The sequence below is a fragment of the Longirhabdus pacifica genome (assembly GCF_004115085.1).
Classification (GTDB): Bacteria; Bacillota; Bacilli; order Paenibacillales; family DSM-105158; genus Longirhabdus; species Longirhabdus pacifica.
In genome coordinates this window covers 14580-32586 of sequence record NZ_QXJP01000007.1, presented here as the reverse complement: position 1 = coordinate 32586, position 18007 = coordinate 14580, and the positions used below count along the sequence as shown (strand labels likewise).

Below are 18007 nucleotides of genomic sequence, written 5' to 3'. Positions count from 1 at the left end.
AATGTGGAATAACGGTATTGGGAGGGTAAAGGATGAGCGAGCATAAATGGTACGATATGAAACGGGAGGAAGTAATACAAACTTTACAAGTAGACGAGAAACAAGGACTCTCTCCAAATGAAGTGAAAGAAGCGGAGAAAAAGTACGGGCAAAATATGATAGTGGAAGCCGAAAAAGCATCCCCAATTGCTATTTTCTTTAGTCAATTTAAAGATTTTATGGTGTTGGTGCTGGTGGTCGCTACACTAATCTCTGGATTATTAGGAGAGTACATGGATGCGATTACGATTATCGCTATCATTTTAATTAATGGTATTTTAGGTTTTATCCAAGAATTTAGAGCAGAGCGGTCGTTACAAGCATTGAAACAATTGTCAGCACCGCTATCCAAGGTCATGCGAGATGGGAAATTACAAGAGATACCTGCCCTGTATCTGGTTCCCGGTGATGTAGTCATGATGGAAAGTGGAGATAGAGTTCCTGCAGATGTGCGTTTAATGGAAGAGAGCGATATGTACGTGGAAGAGTCTGCCTTAACCGGAGAATCCGTTCCTGTTTCTAAGCATAGTCAACATATTGGGAAAGAGGATGTGGCACTCGGCGACCAGAAAAATATGTCTTTTATGGGCACGATGGTAACGAGAGGAAGAGGGAAAGGGGTAGTTGTTGCAACAGGCATGCAAACAGAGATGGGGAAAATTGCAGAATTAATTCAAAACACGGAGACGATGCAAACACCACTACAGCGCCGTTTAGATCAACTCGGTAAGCTGCTTATTGCCGTAGCTATTGGATTGACGATTATGGTTGTTATTGCAGGTATTTTGCATGGTCAACCGGCATACGGAATGTTTTTAGCTGGTGTGAGTTTAGCGGTTGCTGCGATTCCTGAAGGTTTGCCGGCTATTGTCACGATTGCACTAGCGCTTGGAGTGCAGCGCATGATTAGGCGCAATGCGGTCATTAGAAAATTACCTTCTGTAGAAACGTTAGGCTGCGCATCTGTCATTTGTTCAGATAAGACGGGTACGATCACACAAAACAAAATGACCGTAACTCATTTATGGGTAGAAAATACGGTCATTGAAGTGACTGGCGCTGGTTATGAGCCGAGAGGGGAAATGCGGAAGCGTGGAGAGGTGATGAACACACGTAACCATCAAACATTGCGCCGTTTAATGCAAATTTCTGCCTTATGCAATAACGCAGAGCTATTTCAGGAAGAAGTAAAGAAAGAGAAAAAGAAGAGATCAAACGCAACGCAGCAAGTATGGAACATTAAAGGGGACCCGACAGAAGGTGCTTTAATGGTACTTGCCGCCAAAGCAGGATATCATCGAGATTCGCTGGAGCAATCGTATGAAAGAAAGCAGGAGTTTCCTTTTGATTCTGAACGTAAATGTATGTCTGTCATTGTACAGCATCAAGGCAGACAATTAGTGTTTGCTAAAGGTGCTCCAGACGTCATCGTGGATCAATGTACGTATGCGATGTGGGAAGGCAAAATGGTTCCGATGACCAGTGAGCTGAGAGCAAAAATTATTTCTGCCAATGAAGCGATGGCCAGATCTGCATTGCGTGTCATTGGTTGTGCGTTTCGGGATGTGCGTAAAACAGAAGCTTGCACAACAGCAGAGCAAGCGGAGAAAGGATTGGTTTTTGCTGGTCTAACGGGCATGATTGATCCACCAAGGCAAGAAGTAAAGCAATCGATTCAAAAGTGTAAACGAGCGGGAATTAAAACTGTCATGATTACAGGGGATCATCAATCGACAGCGGAAGCGATTGCCAAAGACATTGGACTCATTCCTGAAGGTGGCATGGTCATTAACGGTAAACAGTTAGCTGCGATGAGTGATGAGGCGCTTGCGAATAAAGTAGAAGATGTATATGTGTATGCGAGAGTATCACCTGAACATAAATTGCGAATTGTAAAAGCGATGCAGCAGCAAGGTCATGTCGTTGCCATGACGGGTGATGGTGTGAATGATGCTCCTGCTATTAAGGCGTCAGATATCGGTATATCGATGGGGATTACGGGTACGGACGTAGCGAAAGAATCCGCTTCTCTTGTATTACGCGACGATCATTTTGCGACGATCGTGGCTGCAATAGAAGAGGGGAGATCAATATACGAGAATATACGCAAGTTTATTCGTTATTTACTTGCTTCTAATGTGGGTGAAATTTTAGTCATGTTTATGGCGATGATGCTAGGCATGCCGCTACCGCTTGTCCCTATACAAATACTGTGGGTTAACCTCGTCACAGACGGTCTGCCAGCGATGGCATTAGGTGTGGATCAAGCGGAAGATGATTTGATGGAACAACAACCCCGCAATGCGAAAGAAAATATTTTTGCCCGCCGATTAGGTTGGAAAATATTAAGTCGAGGTGCCATGATTGGTGTATGTACGTTGGCCGCGTTTTGGATTGTATTGCAACAAGCTCCACAAGCGTTAGATAAAGCGCAAACCGTTGCTTTTTCTACACTGGTGATGGCACAACTTATCCACGTATTCGATTGTAGAAGTTCTCGCTCTATATTCCATCGCAACATGTTAGAAAACCGTTACCTTGTCATCGCAGTATTGTCTTCTATCGCGTTGTTGCTCATGGTCGTGTATGTCGATGCATTTCAGCCCATCTTCCATACTGTGGATCTGAATGTTCGGGACTGGATATTAATTATGATATTTGCAGCGATACCTACGGTGGTGTTCGGTATTGGTAGTGTGCTAAAGAAAAATAAAAAGGGAAAATTAATCGTTCCTTCTGCTCCTCATCATGCAACGAGAAAATAGTAAAAAACCTGTAGCACAAATAAAATTAACATAATATAAAAGCTTTGGCGTGTATCGTTATCGATAATCCAAAGCTTTTCGTTTCCTTTCTATCCATTTCCTTTCTATTCATTCATGAAGATGAATACTTTTTAATGTCAAACTGGTCATCTAACAGCAAAAAATTCTGTGGGAAAGGATAGCCTAATACCCAGTAAGCAATGCCCCTCAAATTATATTTTTTTGCCGTATCAAATTTGGCTAATGCACTCCGTGCGTCCTCAAACCATACTTCGTGTGCTCTCCCTTGCTCATCATAATATTGATAATAAGGAGACTGAGCGAGAACGTCATATTGAATCGCTGCATTGGATTCTATGGCTCTTTGCTCCGCTTCTTGAGGACTGAACGTTTGCGCTTCTTGTCCTTGCACATGGGGCAGTAGCCAATCTCTAGCGTAGATTTGAAACCCCATGACAATCTTATCTCTAGGCATAACGGATACAGCATAATCTAACACTCGCTCAATTTGATTGATAGGCGAAATGGCTTGTGGAGGCCCTTTGCGGTAACCCCACTCATACGTCATTAAAATGACAAAATCAGCAACGTTGCCATGGAACGCATAATCGTGTGCTTCGTAAAGCAAGCCTTTTTGATCTGCACTGTATTTTGGAGCGAGTGAAGTGGAAACAAAGAAACCTTCTGGATGAAGCATATCTACAGCTAGCTGTACAAACTGATTGTATTTTTCTCGATCTTCGGGAAGTACATTTTCGAAGTCAAAATTAATGCCTTTATATTGTTTTTGTTTCATGATTGCGATGGCTTCGGTTAAAAGTTTCGTTTGCAACGCTTCACTGGATAAAAGCGTGTTTGCTAATGTAGAACCTGGATCATTAAAAGTGAAATTCGTGACAGCCATGATGGGTACAATATTTTCTTGTTGTGCGGTTTGAATGACAGGTTCATCGTTTAGCGCATTCAAGCTGCCATCCGCTGAAAAAATATACGTGAAGGGGATGATAAAGGTGAGATAAGGATCTACTTGAGAAACTAATTGTGCACCTTCTTCTCCCATGTCTAAAAGAAACGCGCTGACTTCGATTTCATCTCTTTTGAAAGGAATGATGATGGACGAGCCAGCTTGAATCAGATTAGGGTCTGTTATCTGGTTTGCGTTGAGTAGTTGTTGCACGGTCACTTGATAATCTCTTGCAATTTGTGAAACGGACTCACCCATTTTTACGGTATGGATAGTAGGGGGAATAAGAAGCCGAACACCTGGATAAATGAGTGCGGGATTTGTTATGTTATTAAGAGTCACAATAGCATCTACTGTTGTACGGTATTGTTCAGCAATACGGTATAGCGACTCTCCTTCTTGAATGACGTGATATGTATATGGTGAAGGGATTACTAGTGATTGCCCGACTGCTAATTGATTTGGATTTCTTAACTGATTGGCTGATGAAATTTGATTTGGATTGGTATTGTATTGTTTGGCAATAGACCACAAGCTCTCCCCGCTCTGCACAACATGGATTAACATAGCCACCTCTCCCTCGTTACACTAAAATAACTGTGGTCAATATGAATGGTTATGTTATTATATATTCTCGTACTCGTTACTTATGCTTAGACGTTCTTGTTTGTGAACGGCTTTGATAATAAGTTAAATAGAAAATGTAAAGCGATATGTGTAGAAACGAAGATGATTGCTGCCAATGAAGATATGAACAATCCAAAGACAATAAAATGTAAAGAAAAAAATGGAATAAAATACAGAGAATATATGAACAATGCAATAAAAAAATAAGTCATGATGATTTTAATAGTGAAGGTATTCATCTTTCTGTTCTTTTTTACTATGTCTAAAAAAATAAACAAAATAGCAATAATTACAACAGGCACACTTTGATACACAAAATGAAATATAAATAGTTCAGAAAAAGAGAAATAATAAGTGCCTTCTCTTCGTTCAGATGCTGGTGTGTAACTTACTATAAACATGAAAGTACTCATCGCAGAATTAGAAATAATAATGAAAATAACGCTTCTTAGAAGAGCGCGCATATTTATAACCTCCAAACATAGGTGAAATGCAGCTACTACGTTCTTTATTTTACACTATGTCCTCTATGCAAGCATAATATATCATATACTGTGGATCACTTTATACTACTAAATCCAAGTAAAGTAATGAAAATATATTTTCTTTCATAGAGATAAAGTATAGTATATAAGAGATAACATCTATGATGGACAGTGTAATAGTGGAATGTATAGGGGATAGGCGCAATAAATATACTATATATTCAGAATATTTAAAATTCAATATAATTCAAAGGAGATGTTGCACTACATGCCCACTATGTTTTTATTCATTTATTTTCTGATGATGCCGGCTATTATCATTTGGGCCTGCATCCAATTTTCTGCCATCCGTAAAATAGGGATCGTTCTGTTGTGTTATTTTGCAGGATTATTTATTGGCAACGTATTTGACTTATCACACATACCGCCAGCTGATCTTGAAACATTTTCTGGCATCATGATCATGATCGCACTACCCTTACTTTTATTTTCATTAAATATTCGAAGTTGGTTTAGTGAATTAGCAGGTAAAGCTTTATTATCGATGATCTTGGCTATTACGTCTGTCACCATTATTGTTGGAGTTTTAACGTTTTTCTACAGTGAACGGTACGCAGAAGAAGCGTATCAATTAGCGGGCTTATCTGTTGGCGTTTATACTGGTGGAACGCCCAATCTTGCCTCTATTCAAGCTGCATTGGATGTGAATTCCGACTTATTTGCTGTTTTTTTAGCTTATGATACCGTCTTATCCCTATTATTTATTGTATTTGTGTTGACGATAGGGAGGAGTGTATTTCAACTCATCTTACCTCGTTTCAAACAGCAAAATGAAAGCGCTAACAATAATGGGGATATAGCGGAAATAGAAGATATCACACTATATAAAGATCTGATTAAACCGTCTTATTTGAAATATTTACTTGGTGCATTGTTGTTATCTATCATTCTGTTTGCTATCTCATTTGGTATTAGTTCATTTTTTGCATCATCTATGCAAACGGCAGTCATTATTTTATGTATTACGACGTTTGGTGTAGCCATTTCACTCATAGATAGGGTGAGGCAAATTCCTCGTACCTTTTCATTTGGTATGTATTTTATTTATATATTTTGTATCATCATCGGCTCTATGACGAGACTAGAAAATTTAAGTTTTGTTAATGGAGATATTTTCATTTATGTCGGCACTGCCATTTTCGGTTCGATGCTGCTACATGCCCTGTTTTGTAAAATTTTCTCTATCGATACGGATACATTTCTCGTCACTTCCACGGCAGCTATTTGCTCGCCTCCATTTATTCCACTTGTGGCTGCATCTATCAAAAATCCTAGCGTGATTTTGTCTGGTTTATCCATGGGAATTTTGGGATACATTGCGGGTAATTATTTAGGTATTTCTATCGGTTTATTATTTCGATCATGGATATAAAGATATAAAGATGAAAGGGAGATAAAACAATGAAAACATTAGTAGATGAAAATGTGACGCTACCGAAAAAAGGAATAGCGAAGGAAAGTATACTGGAGCAATTAAGAGAGATGAAAGAAGGCGATGTCAATTATAAAGATGGGAAGACATGGAGCCTTGTATACTATCTAGGAGAAGAACATCAGCAATTTTTACATGATGCTTTTACGACGTATCTTTCTGAAAATGGTTTAAATCCACTCGCGTTTAAAAGCTTAAAGAAAATGGAGTCCGAAGTCGTTAGAATGACTGCGAACATGCTTCATGGGGATGAGAACGTATGTGGCACGATGACTTCAGGAGGAACGGAAAGTTGTTTACTAGCAGTAAAAACGTACCGAGATTATGCAAAAAAACATAAGCCATGGATTAAGAAACCAGAAATGATCGTACCTGAATCCATTCATGTTGCCTTTGAAAAAGCCTCCTCTTATTTTGGGGTTAAATTGGTACGTATTCCGCTCGACGATGATTACAAGGTGAAAATTGATATGGTGAAGCGGAAAATAAATCGCAATACGATAGGCATCATTGCCTCAGCACCTTCCTATCCACATGGGATGATTGATCCTATTGAAGCATTAGGTGAGATTGCGCATAGTCATCGTTTACCGTTACATGTGGATGCTTGTCTGGGAGGTTTCTTGTTGCCTTTTGTAGAGAAATTACAGTATAACGTACCATTATTTGATTTTAGGGTAAAAGGAGTGACTTCTATCGCCGCAGATATACATAAGTATGGGTATGCAGCGAAAGGTGCTTCTATCATCGTGTATCGCAACATGTCCTATCTGGAATCGCAATTTTTTGTGAGTGAAAACTGGGCTGGTGGAGTATTTGCATCCCCTGCATTGCTAGGTACAAGAGCAGGAGGAGCTTTTGCAGCAGCTTGGGCAGTGTTGCATTATTTTGGTGAGGAAGGTTACGTAGAGAAAACAAAAGTCATTATGGATACGACAAAAAAAATCATGAACGGGATTCAAGAAATAGATGGGCTAGAGGTCATGAGTACTCCACCTATGAGTGTCTTCGCTTACCGCTCTACAGACCCGAAGCTAAATATATTTGCTGTTGCCGATCGGCTGGAAGCACGGGGTTGGCATATAGATAGACAGCAGAGACCCGAATGTCTGCACTGCATGGTGATGCCTGGACATGAAGTGATCGCGGATGAGTATATTGCAGATATTCAACATGCTGTGAATGAAGTTCGTGATAATCCGCATTACGCTTATGAAGGTGGAGCGGCAATGTATGGTATGATATCACGCGTACCATTGAGAGGTATGGTGAAAAAACAAGTGCTGCAAATGATGAGAAATCTATATAGTCCGAGAGGAGAACTTCCTGCTGATTTAGCTCCTCCTGAACAGGAAGTAGAGGTAATGGAACAGGCTGGTAAAGGGGCTTCAAAAACACAGCAAAAAATTAGTTTGAGTGATCGTTTGGGACATGTATTTATTCGATGGAGACGTAATAATCAAAAATAACCATGACGCAATAACCATGATCTTAACACCAAAAAGCTGCTCTGTAAGGAAAATGAACCTTACGAGCAGCTTTTTGTACATAGTATGATATTTAAGATGTTTCCACTGCACGTTGTTTTCTTTGCCAGAGCCAGATGGAAAATATGAATATACTTAACATCATGACACTGCCACCGACAGTAAACGGTGCATTGATTTGAATATCGAACAGTACACCAGCAAGCGCTGGTCCAATCATGTTACCAAGACTCATATACATGTTGTTCATTCCTGCAACAAAACCTTGTTGTGAGCCCGCCATTTTTGAGAGTAACGTGTTGAGTGCTGGTCGCATAAGGGAAGTAACAGTAAAGAAAACCATTGTGCCGAGCAAGATTCCCCAAAACGTAGTCGTTAAAATAAGGGCGATACTACAAATTGCAGCAATGAAAAAACTCCAATTGATCACTTTTGCTTCTCCAAATTTGTTGACCAGTTTATCTACGGCTAATGCTTGTATGACTACCCCTATTAAAGCACCGACGGTAATAATAATGGCGATATCTGTAGGAGTAAATCCTAGTTTTCGATCCACGTAAAGACCAAAAATGGCTTCTAGATTTGCAAGTCCAAATGACATCGTAAATACAAGAACAAGTAACACAAAATAAGGAGCACCGAATGATCTTACTAGCTGCTTAAGCATATTCTCTTTTTGTCCTTGTAGCGATCGTTTTTTCATTCGTGCTTCTTTAGATAACGTTTCAGGTAACATAAAGAAAGACAATATCGTAGCGATGCCTGCAATAATAGCAGCAATGTAAAATGGAGTCCGAATGCCTAATGGTGCTAGAAATCCTCCGACACCAGGACCGATGACAAAGCCTAATGACATACTAGCTCCGATCAATCCCATTCCTTTGGCACGTTCTTTCTCTGTCGTAATGTCTGCGATATAAGCTAACATTGGAGTAGTGACGAATGCGGCTCCGACTCCGCCTAACAATCTGGATATGTATAGCACCCAAAGTTCCGTTCCAAATGCGTAAATAACTTGTGATACAGTAAAAATGAACAATCCGAATATAATCGGCAATCTTCTTCCCCATTCATCCGACAACCTACCGGCAATAGGAGAAAATATAAATTGTGCAAAAGAAAAGAAGGCCACTAGTAAGCCCATGGCTACTCCAGGGTTTTCGAATCCTTGCAGAAAGGTTGGTAAGACAGGAATGATAATACCTACACCAACCATCGTAATAAACATATTGAGCATGAGAATAAACATTCTCATTTTATTTTGTGATAATAATGAAATAATAGTCCCCACCTTTTGCGTAACTTAGCATCATGCTACTTAAGAATAATATAAAAAAGATAATTAAAAGTATATTAACCATATGATAAGAAAACATACATAGGCCAGCCATAGGTCAAACTAAACTCCTAATAGAAAAAACCAGATAATCAATGATTATCTGATACAGTATACAGTGAATAACAATAGTATACATTGCCCACATGATCTGAACGACTCTTATTTCACATCGTTATGGTTTTCTTTTTGCAGCATTAACTGTTTTAATTCATCAATCTCTTTCATGACCTTATGTAAATCTTGATTGTCTTCCTCTATTTCTTCGGAAAGTTTTTGCGCATTGTTTACAATCTCCCCGACGATGAGATTCAAGATAATGAAGGTAGATACTACAATAAAGGATACAAAATAAATCCATGACCAACTCACTTCTGCAAAAATAGGGCGGAAGACGCCGCTAGCCCAACTCTCCAGCGTAAATACTTGAAATAAAGTGAGCGCACTTAATGACAAATTACCAAAATATTCAGGAGCAACTTCATTGAAGAAAGTAGCACCAATAATAGCATAAATGTAGAAAATGATACACATCAATACAGTAACCGATCCAATGGCAGGAATAGCCATAAACAAGGCATCAACGAGTCTACGTAATGAAGGAATAGCAGATATCGTTCTCAGTACTCTTAATACGCGTAAAATACGAAGCACACTTACAAAATTAGAGCTATACAATACTAAACTACCAAACACGATGGCAAAATCAAGTATATTCCAACCATCTGCGAAAAATTTTCCGCGATACACAATAAGTTTTAATGCAATTTCAATCGTAAAGATGGCTAGAAATACAATATCAATCATCGTAAATAACGAATGATAGGATTGATATAAATCGGGATCTGTTTCCAGTCCAATGATAATGGCATTAATAATAATAATCGTTAAGATAAAACGTGAAAAAATAGAATGTTCTACAATATGTTTAAGATTCATTACCTTTCCTTTCATTTTAAGCGTAATAAGTTAATACAGTGTATTCATGGATATCCGGTTACAGCACCAATAAATAGAATATCATGGAACAGCTTTTCTTTCAAAGTTTTCCCTGTAAAAATTCGTTACAAGAGAAGAAATCATACATGACTAAAATCGATAATATGAGATAAAATAACAAAAATAATTATAAATATTGACAAAAAATGCTTTACACTTATATATAAATTAGTCTATACTCATATTTGTTTGATTATTTAAATTATTATGAGAAGGAAGGTATTACATGTCATATTGTACACATTGTGGTGAGAAGTTAGATGCTAATACAAAGCATCACTGTAACGAAATTGCAGCTACATCTGAGTCTAGTCCTATACATACAAATTCTACTAATACAAACTCTACTAATGATAAGACGAACACAAACGCATTGAATGAAAAAATGAAGGATGCAATACAACAAGTGGATAAAAATAAGTTGGTTGACATCATTCGCAATCCGATAGGAAGTTTAACGTTAACTAAAAATGATATGGTATATGGTATCATAGGTATAGCGGCTTCTGTTCTTTCTTTTTCTTTTTTAGGTTTTGCAGCAGGTAATAAATTAGGCGCTTTAACACTTTACTTCTATGATGTAAATGAATTTTTGATTGCGATGAGATTTTTACTATTAGGTGTGATATCTATTGCCGCATTGCTAGGTATGATGTTTTTATTCGGAAATCGATTTGGAAGCAAAAAGTACACGTGGAAAGAAAGTTTAACATCTTTAGGTGCGATACAAACTGTATTTGCTGCAGGATTTCTGTTAAGTGGATTACTTGGTTTTTTTGCAGCTAATTTATCGTTATTCATTTTAAGTATTACTTGTTTAAGTGCGCTATCTTTCACGGTGCTGTTTGGAGTGAAGTTTTTTAGCGTAAAGGAGAATAAATTATTTTTATTTGTTATACTATCTATTACCGGTTATTTATTGATCGTATATATCCTGACTCAACTTGTTATAATTTAACGTTTTCTGAAATGAAGTTGAATCTATTTGTAGGTGATGGTAGTGAAACTATTTTTCAAAGATAATTTTTTTAACGCTGGCGAAACGGAAATATTAAATGAGAGTGCAGAATTAATTGGCATGCTTGATTTGAAAAGTGCGTTTGGTTCTTCTTTGGAAATTTGCGATAGTAAACGAAATCTCATTTGTTCTGGATCTTTCCCATTTTTCTCATCCAAGTGGAAAGTCATCGATTCACATGACAATCAGTTGGGGTTATTAAGAGCGAGGCTGTCCATGTTCTCGAAAAAATTTGAGTATGAGACAGAAGATTCTAGCCTATATGAAATTAAGTCCCCAGCGTTCTCTAAAAGCTATGAAGTTTTCAAAAATGATGGTACTTGCATCGCACAATTCGAAAAAGTCAATGGATGGCTTCAGTCCGATGCTTATTGTTTAGACAATCATAGTGAACATATAGATGACTATGAACTTATAGCTGTCATTATGGGAGTTAATGCCATACAGAAACGTCAAAACAATAGCTCATAGGCAACGACTTAAAATCTTTTCCAGCATCAAGCCAAATAAAACTTATCTGATCACGTATGGATTACGTATGAAGATAAGTTTTTTGTTTTCTACTGCATTTTCTCATTCTCATATTCAAGCACACTAGATAATATGGAAAATTAAGGTTAAGTTAGTTAGAATGAATATATTAAAACTAATGCAAGATGATAAGGAGATGAGACGGTGAAAAGTAGATTAAAGTTGTTACTAGTGGCGATCTTGATATGCATAGTATTAAGTGGTTTTTCTTTCACAGCAAGTTCATCCAATATTAAAGTGCTTTTGAATGCTATAAATATCATGATCAATGATGAAGTAGTCGACGTTGATAATATACTTTACGAAGGAGTAACTTACGTTCCTTTAAGGGATATGTCTGAATTATTTCAAAAAGAAGTGGCTTGGGATAGCCAAACCAACACAGTAAACGTAAAAGATAGCGAAGATTGTAACCCACCATGTCATAGTGGTCATTTAGAAACATTTCTAATCACAAATATAAATGCTGATCGAAATTTAGAATTACAGTTGATACTTCATAATCCAACCTTGGAAGAGGTCACGGCTACTTTCGATACTAAGTTATACTATGATATTGTGATTTACAATGATGAAGATGAAGAAACGTATAGATACAGTGACGGTTTAGATTATGCAACCGTAATTTGGGATGAAGTCATAGGCAGTGGTAAATCGTTCATTACTAAAGCGAATATTGATTTATCAGATCCAAACTGGTCTGTTAGTGAGTTATATAAAGTGAGATTTGATATACATTACGAAATAAAATCCGAGAAAAAGGATTATGAAGTATACGAAGAAAATTATTTTATGATACAAAATGAACAATAATCCTCATCAACTGCATGTAGAAAATTACTTATCTGATCACCTATGGATTACGTATGAAGATAAGTTTTTTGTTTTCTACTGCAATTTCTCATGTTCTACGTCAATAAGGGTAAGATAACCTCTATATGCACGGGACGAATGTGATGTTCGTCTTGTTCAAGGAGGAGCTATCATTTGACCTTACCACTAACACCAAGACCAACAACAACCAATAAGGAGCAACAACTCTCCAAGGAAGAGAAAGGAAAAATAATCCCAAATCATACATATGTTAAAGATAAAGATCCCCATAAAATAGGTCTTGTGCTAGAAGGGGGAGGGATGAAAGCTTTATACACGTCAGGAGTTTTAGATTATTTTTTGGAAAAAGATCTTCATGTTCCTTACATCGTTGGTGTTTCTTCTGGTGCATGCAGCGCCACTTCTTATATTAGCAAGCAATCAGGGAGAAATAAAAACATAATTGTGAACTACATCGACCATCCCCAGTATATGAGTGTTCGAAATGTTTTGAAGCAGCGAAGTATATTAAAGTTGGATTTAATCTTCCGAACGATTCCACTACAATATGAACCGCTTGATTTCAAGACATTTGATGCATCTAACCAACATTTTTTGATTGGCACAACAGATGGGCACTCAGGAAAACCAATTTACATTAGTAAAGAAGATTGTAGCAGCAATGAATGGGATTTACATGAGGTGTTGCGCGCTTCTTGTAGTTTGCCATTTGCACTACCATCTGTGAAACTGAATGGAAAAACGCTGTTTGATGGTGCGATTTCTGATCCACTTCCCATCCGTAAAGTTTTTGAAGATGGAAACAAAAAGGCCATCGTTATTTTAACAAAAGATAATACGTTTAAAATTAAAGCTTTCAAACGTAAGCGATTAGTTCGATTTTTCTACCCTAGATATAGAGGGTTAGCATCATCGTTGGTTAAGCTAGCGGATGCATACAATGAATCATTGCGATTGTTGAAACAGTTAGAACAACAAGGAAAAGCGTTTATTATTCAACCGCAAGAAAAAGTAACGGTAGGAAGAGTGGAAAGAAATAAAGAACGCTTGGAAGGGCTGTATGCACAAGGCTATGAAGACGCAAAGCATTGCTATGAACGCTTGAACCGTTGGTTGGCATGGGATTAATAGGATAGCAACAAGAAAAAGGAAGATGTTCGTTCCCTTTTCTTGTTGTTTTTGATTTTAGCTTACTCTAGTTCTATATCATATTCCATAAACGTTGCCGCTTGTGCTGCAACTTCTTTACCTGTAAGTCGTTGGAGTAGATGGAATGACATATCTAATCCTGCGGATATACCAGCCGAAGTCACCACATCTCCTTCGTCTACAAATTTTACATTTTCCAACACTTCAACGTCAGGAAAATACGCTCTGAACACCGATATGACTTGCCAGTGTGTTGTTGCAGTTCTATCGTTCAGTACCCCATGCTTCGCGATGAGAAATGCGCCGTTGCACACTGAAGATAGGATGTCGACTTTCTTACTTTGCTCTCCGATCCATTTACTAATGTCTTCGTCATAGAAAATAGGTTCAATTACTCCACCAGGAACGATGAGAATATCTAAATCAGGTGTGTTTTCCATACTATAATTCGGAGTAATAGCTAGTCCATTATGTGTTGTAATACCATTTCCATCCTTACTTATCGTTACCACTTCAAATGGTTTGTCTTCTTGTGGTGCATCAAACATCGTAGTTTGATACGAAGCTACAGAAAATACTTCGAAAGGTCCTGCAAAATCTAGCTCTTCTACGCCCTCATAGATGAAAATGCCTACTCTCCACTTTTTATATGGTTCAAGTGCATCATCATGAATAGAGGATACAGCCACCCCAATACCATGTTCCACCGCAAGGGAGGTGGCCTGCTGTTCAGGATCATCTGCAAACACATAATTTCTCATGGGAATGCCAATATTTAATTGTATAAGATCCGTACCTTTCATCACAGCTCCATCCATAGCAGCGACAACTTCATCCGCATAAATGGTTGAATCCGATTCAAATAATGTCGTAGTTTGTATTGTGGCATGACGCAATACTTTTTCGTTTTGAATGTCGTTTTCGATCGGTTGTTTCGTTCCTATTGCGTTTACTATCATGCCTTGACCTGAGCTGCCTTCATCTTCCCATTGTTTTATGTGTTGAATCAAATCAGGACTGTAATGCATTGGTATTATTTCATCGGATACATCATATGTGTTTGCGATGTGCACTGCTTTTACTTTCGGTATGTTTTCTAACTTGTCAATATCGCCATACTTTATGTCACCACTAAAACCATAAAAGACAGTGGAAAATTGATGCTGTAGTTGAAATGAAATTTGTTGTTTTTCCATTTCGTCTAAGGTGTACTGCTGCCTATTGATTAGTTTGTTTTGCAGTTGCTTTTTTGTTGCTTCATCTGCCTCACTGTAGGAAAGTTGCTTCTCGTCCATTTGCGTTAAGCCCGGCTTTTCTTTTAGTTCCACAATCACACGAACCGTATCTTCGACCGCATATGGTGCTGTTTCTTTTAGACTCTGTTCCTCTGGATTTGTGTATTCATTCATTTCATTTTCACTTACAGCGGAATTGCTTTGGTCATCATTTCCATTGGCAAAAACAAAACCAGCAGAAAAAGCCAGAAAAAAAACAATAACAAAAATAGTAAAATGCTTTAACTTCACGTTCATCAGTCTCCTTTTACATAGTATAAAATAATCCCTTGTTTAAAGTTGATAAACGATTGATTAAAAACTCTGAATATTCAATCTTTAAAAGTTAGCTTTAAATACAAGGATAGTACTGCTTTCGTACTAAGCATTATGTTAGATGATTTTATTTAGGTAGTAAAGTAGCTGAGTAACAACATTTGCGACGATTTAATGAACGTTTAATAAAATGGTTATTCGTTACATTTTTTACTTCTATGATGTTTTATTTTGACTTGACAAAATGTACAAGTGTGGCTACACTATACTAAGTGTACTAGTTCAACTAATACACTTCATATTATATTTTATATAACATGACCTATAGGAGGTGACAGTGACGTGCTGATTCATATTGATCCTAAAAGTAGTACTCCGATATACGAACAAATCATTCAGCAAGTAAAAGAATGGAGACTAAAAGGAATTTTGCAAGATAACGAAAAAATTCCTTCGATTAGGGAACTATCGTCTCAGCTATTAGTGAATCCAAATACGGTAAGCAGAGCTTATCAAGAACTAGAAAGGCAGAATGTGATCGTGACCATAAGAGGAAAAGGAACATTTATAGCCGAACAAGCACCCTCTGTAAACAATGAGGAGAAAAAAGAACAGTTAAAGAACAAACTAAAACAGCTCATTGTCGAAGCAAAATATTTAGGTATATCTAAGGAAGAATGGATGTCATGGGTAGAATCTCAATACATGGAATTAGGAGGGGAAGCAAATGCTAGAAGTACAAAAGTTAACAAAGACCATACATAATAAAAGTGTATTCGAAGATATATCCTTTTCAATCGAACCAGGTCAAATTATTGGCTTAGTGGGTCGCAATGGGGCAGGAAAAACGACATTGCTTAAAAGTATGGTAGGTATTTTTAATCCACAAAGTGGAGATGTCAAATTTGAGGGAGTCAGTGTGTACGATAATCCTTCGATAAAGAAACATATCGTGTTTGTGCCTGATTCACCAGAGGCATTGAAAAGCTATACCGTAAAAGAAATAGTGAAATTATACAATGATATATACCCACAGTTTGATGAACGTTATTTTTATGAATTGCTACAGAGATTTTCTTTATCAACAAACGTGAAAATTGGAAACTATTCAAAAGGAATGAAAGCACTATTTGCGCTAGTTCTTGCGTTTTCTACAAAAGCAAAACTTATTATTTTAGACGAGCCGACAGATGGACTAGATGTCATCGTAAAGAAAAAAATCATTCAATATATCGTAGAAGAAGTAGCAGAAAAGCAAACGTCCATCCTCGTGTCCTCACATCGATTGGATGAGATTGAATTTATTGCGGATAAAGTATTAATGATGAAACAGGGGAAACTAGATTCACAGACAGAATTAATGGATATGAAAAGTCACTATAAAAAGGTGCAGGTTGTATTTAAAAAAGAGTTGCCACCATCGCTACAAAATGCAAATGGAATAGATGTTTTAAATCAAACTGGTAGAGTGTATACGTTATTACTTTCAGGAAAACTAGAAAAAGCTAACGAAATGATACAAAGTGAGCAGCCGTTACTATTTGAAGAACTTCCGATGACGTTGGAAGATGTGTTTGTTTCCAAGCTCGGAGGTGATGGTGATGTGGCATAAAGCACTGTTTAGAAAAGATTACAAGCAAACGAAGTTTATTTTATGGGCTATCGTACTAATCTGTATATTAGCATTGCCACTGAATACAGCAGTGCAGCTGGAAGAGTTACGTATAAAAGTAGAGAAAGATGAATTAGATGGTGATTTCGCTAATGACACGGAAAAATTTGAAGTTATATCACGCTCAATTAATTCCTCTATACTTCCCGACACTATGGCGATGACAAATGTTATTTTGAGTGTGATGATCATTTTATTAGCTGGCGTTATGATTGGTGCGGAAAGAGGCAATAAGACAAATGATTTTACCTTTACACTACCTTTTAGTCGTAAGCAGATTTTTTTATCAAAATGGATGATGGGTAGCGCAGTGATTGTCGCATCGTATATCGTTAATTTTATTCTTGCACAATGTATTATTTATTTTTCTGAATTTGGTCAGCATATGATTTGGAAGTTATCTTTTTTCTATTTGATTTATCCCCTTGTTGGTTTACTTGCAATTTATACGTTTTCATTATTTTGGGGTACTGTAACGGGTGGTGTCATATATCAAATTGCCGTGTCGATTATTTTTCTTATTTTCCCACTAGGCATCATTATGCTGCTGTCCAGTTTTCTTGATGCTAATACCGTATCTTATTATTACTGGGATGAGTGGGCATTTCTAAGAGGGTTAGATTCTGTTTTAAATCACACTTTTTTGTTCAAATATAATATTGCATTAGAAAACTTACTGTATGACTTTAACAATAGATGGTTTGATATGCCGATACAAGACATGAAAATCTATTATACGCATCTTCTCATTCCGCTCGGATATATCGCAACTTCTCTATTTCTAGGTGTGATGTTGTACGAGAAAGGAAACATAGAGCATAACGGTAAGTTTATTTTATTTGATAAACTGCAACCTGTTTTCCAAGTGGGAATGGTTGTGTGCTTTGCTCTATTAGGCGGCATGCTGTTAAGAGAGTTTACACCATATAATTTAAGTGAGAGTGAAATTTATTTCTATTATGCAGGATTTATTGGAACAGGGCTGTTATTTTATTTCATCTCTAGAAAGCTGTTGAACATGAAGCTGCAACTGTTCAGCAGATAGCTTAGCATATTTGA

General features: G+C 37.3%; 14 protein-coding genes. 10 read left to right on the top strand and 4 right to left on the bottom strand.

Annotation, left to right across the window (positions count from 1 at the left end; genetic code table 11):
- The first annotated feature begins 32 nt into the window (after positions 1 to 32).
- Positions 33 to 2804: a calcium-translocating P-type ATPase, SERCA-type gene (locus D1Z92_RS07130; protein ID WP_128894979.1), complete on the top strand. Its 2772-nt coding sequence runs from the start codon at positions 33 to 35 to the stop codon at positions 2802 to 2804.
- 112 nt (positions 2805 to 2916) lie between these two features.
- On the opposite strand, the gene D1Z92_RS07125 is transcribed toward D1Z92_RS07130, so the two are convergent.
- Positions 2917 to 4335: a LysM peptidoglycan-binding domain-containing protein gene (locus D1Z92_RS07125; protein WP_128894978.1), complete on the bottom strand. Its 1419-nt coding sequence runs from the start codon at positions 4333 to 4335 to the stop codon at positions 2917 to 2919.
- A gap of 813 nt (positions 4336 to 5148) precedes the next feature.
- On the opposite strand from D1Z92_RS07125, the gene D1Z92_RS07120 reads away from it, so the two are divergent.
- Both D1Z92_RS07120 and D1Z92_RS07115 read left to right on the top strand, forming a co-directional pair.
- Complete coding sequence (locus tag D1Z92_RS07120) at positions 5149 to 6312, top strand: DUF819 family protein (RefSeq protein WP_164931495.1); 1164 nt, start codon at positions 5149 to 5151, stop codon at positions 6310 to 6312.
- A 29-nt stretch (positions 6313 to 6341) separates the two neighbouring features.
- The gene (locus D1Z92_RS07115) at positions 6342 to 7841 is read left to right on the top strand and encodes a pyridoxal phosphate-dependent decarboxylase family protein (RefSeq protein WP_128894976.1); all 1500 of its coding nucleotides are present in this window, start codon (positions 6342 to 6344) and stop codon (positions 7839 to 7841) included.
- Between the two features lie 91 nt (positions 7842 to 7932).
- Here D1Z92_RS07115 and D1Z92_RS07110 read toward each other — a convergent pair whose 3' ends face one another.
- A complete protein-coding gene (locus D1Z92_RS07110; RefSeq protein WP_276318870.1) occupies positions 7933 to 9138 on the bottom strand; it encodes an MFS transporter in 1206 nt (401 codons plus the stop codon).
- 219 nt (positions 9139 to 9357) lie between these two features.
- Positions 9358 to 10134: an ion transporter gene (locus tag D1Z92_RS07105; protein WP_240666603.1), complete on the bottom strand. Its 777-nt coding sequence runs from the start codon at positions 10132 to 10134 to the stop codon at positions 9358 to 9360.
- A gap of 286 nt (positions 10135 to 10420) precedes the next feature.
- Here D1Z92_RS07105 and D1Z92_RS07100 point away from each other — a divergent pair, with 286 nt between their 5' ends.
- From D1Z92_RS07100 to D1Z92_RS07085, 4 genes are all read left to right on the top strand, one after another.
- Complete coding sequence (locus tag D1Z92_RS07100) at positions 10421 to 11152, top strand: hypothetical protein (RefSeq protein WP_128894974.1); 732 nt, start codon at positions 10421 to 10423, stop codon at positions 11150 to 11152.
- Positions 11153 to 11188: 36 nt separating this feature from the next.
- Entirely contained in the window at positions 11189 to 11683 is a 495-nt protein-coding gene (locus D1Z92_RS07095) for an LURP-one-related family protein (RefSeq protein WP_240666615.1), read from the top strand.
- A gap of 204 nt (positions 11684 to 11887) precedes the next feature.
- Positions 11888 to 12556 carry a BsuPI-related putative proteinase inhibitor gene (locus D1Z92_RS07090; protein ID WP_128894972.1) on the top strand — a complete coding sequence of 223 codons (669 nt, stop codon included), beginning with the start codon at positions 11888 to 11890 and terminating at the stop codon, positions 12554 to 12556.
- Between the two features lie 174 nt (positions 12557 to 12730).
- A complete protein-coding gene (locus D1Z92_RS07085) occupies positions 12731 to 13705 on the top strand; it encodes a patatin-like phospholipase family protein (protein ID WP_240666602.1) in 975 nt (324 codons plus the stop codon).
- Positions 13706 to 13767: 62 nt separating this feature from the next.
- On the opposite strand, the gene D1Z92_RS07080 is transcribed toward D1Z92_RS07085, so the two are convergent.
- Positions 13768 to 14400, bottom strand: a complete 633-nt coding sequence (locus tag D1Z92_RS07080) for a DJ-1/PfpI family protein (protein WP_240666614.1) — start codon at positions 14398 to 14400, stop codon at positions 13768 to 13770.
- A 1218-nt stretch (positions 14401 to 15618) separates the two neighbouring features.
- Between D1Z92_RS07080 and D1Z92_RS07075 the strand changes: the two genes are divergently transcribed.
- From D1Z92_RS07075 to D1Z92_RS07065, 3 genes are read left to right on the top strand one after another with little or no spacing between them, the layout of a single operon-like run.
- Positions 15619 to 16041, top strand: a complete 423-nt coding sequence (locus tag D1Z92_RS07075) for a GntR family transcriptional regulator (RefSeq protein ID WP_206099718.1) — start codon at positions 15619 to 15621, stop codon at positions 16039 to 16041.
- Positions 16004 to 16888 carry an ABC transporter ATP-binding protein gene (locus D1Z92_RS07070; RefSeq protein WP_128894971.1) on the top strand — a complete coding sequence of 295 codons (885 nt, stop codon included), beginning with the start codon at positions 16004 to 16006 and terminating at the stop codon, positions 16886 to 16888. The genes D1Z92_RS07075 and D1Z92_RS07070 overlap by 38 nt, the downstream gene beginning before the upstream one ends.
- Positions 16878 to 17993: an ABC transporter permease gene (locus tag D1Z92_RS07065; protein ID WP_164931494.1), complete on the top strand. Its 1116-nt coding sequence runs from the start codon at positions 16878 to 16880 to the stop codon at positions 17991 to 17993. The genes D1Z92_RS07070 and D1Z92_RS07065 overlap by 11 nt, the downstream gene beginning before the upstream one ends.
- Positions 17994 to 18007: the final 14 nt, after the last annotated feature.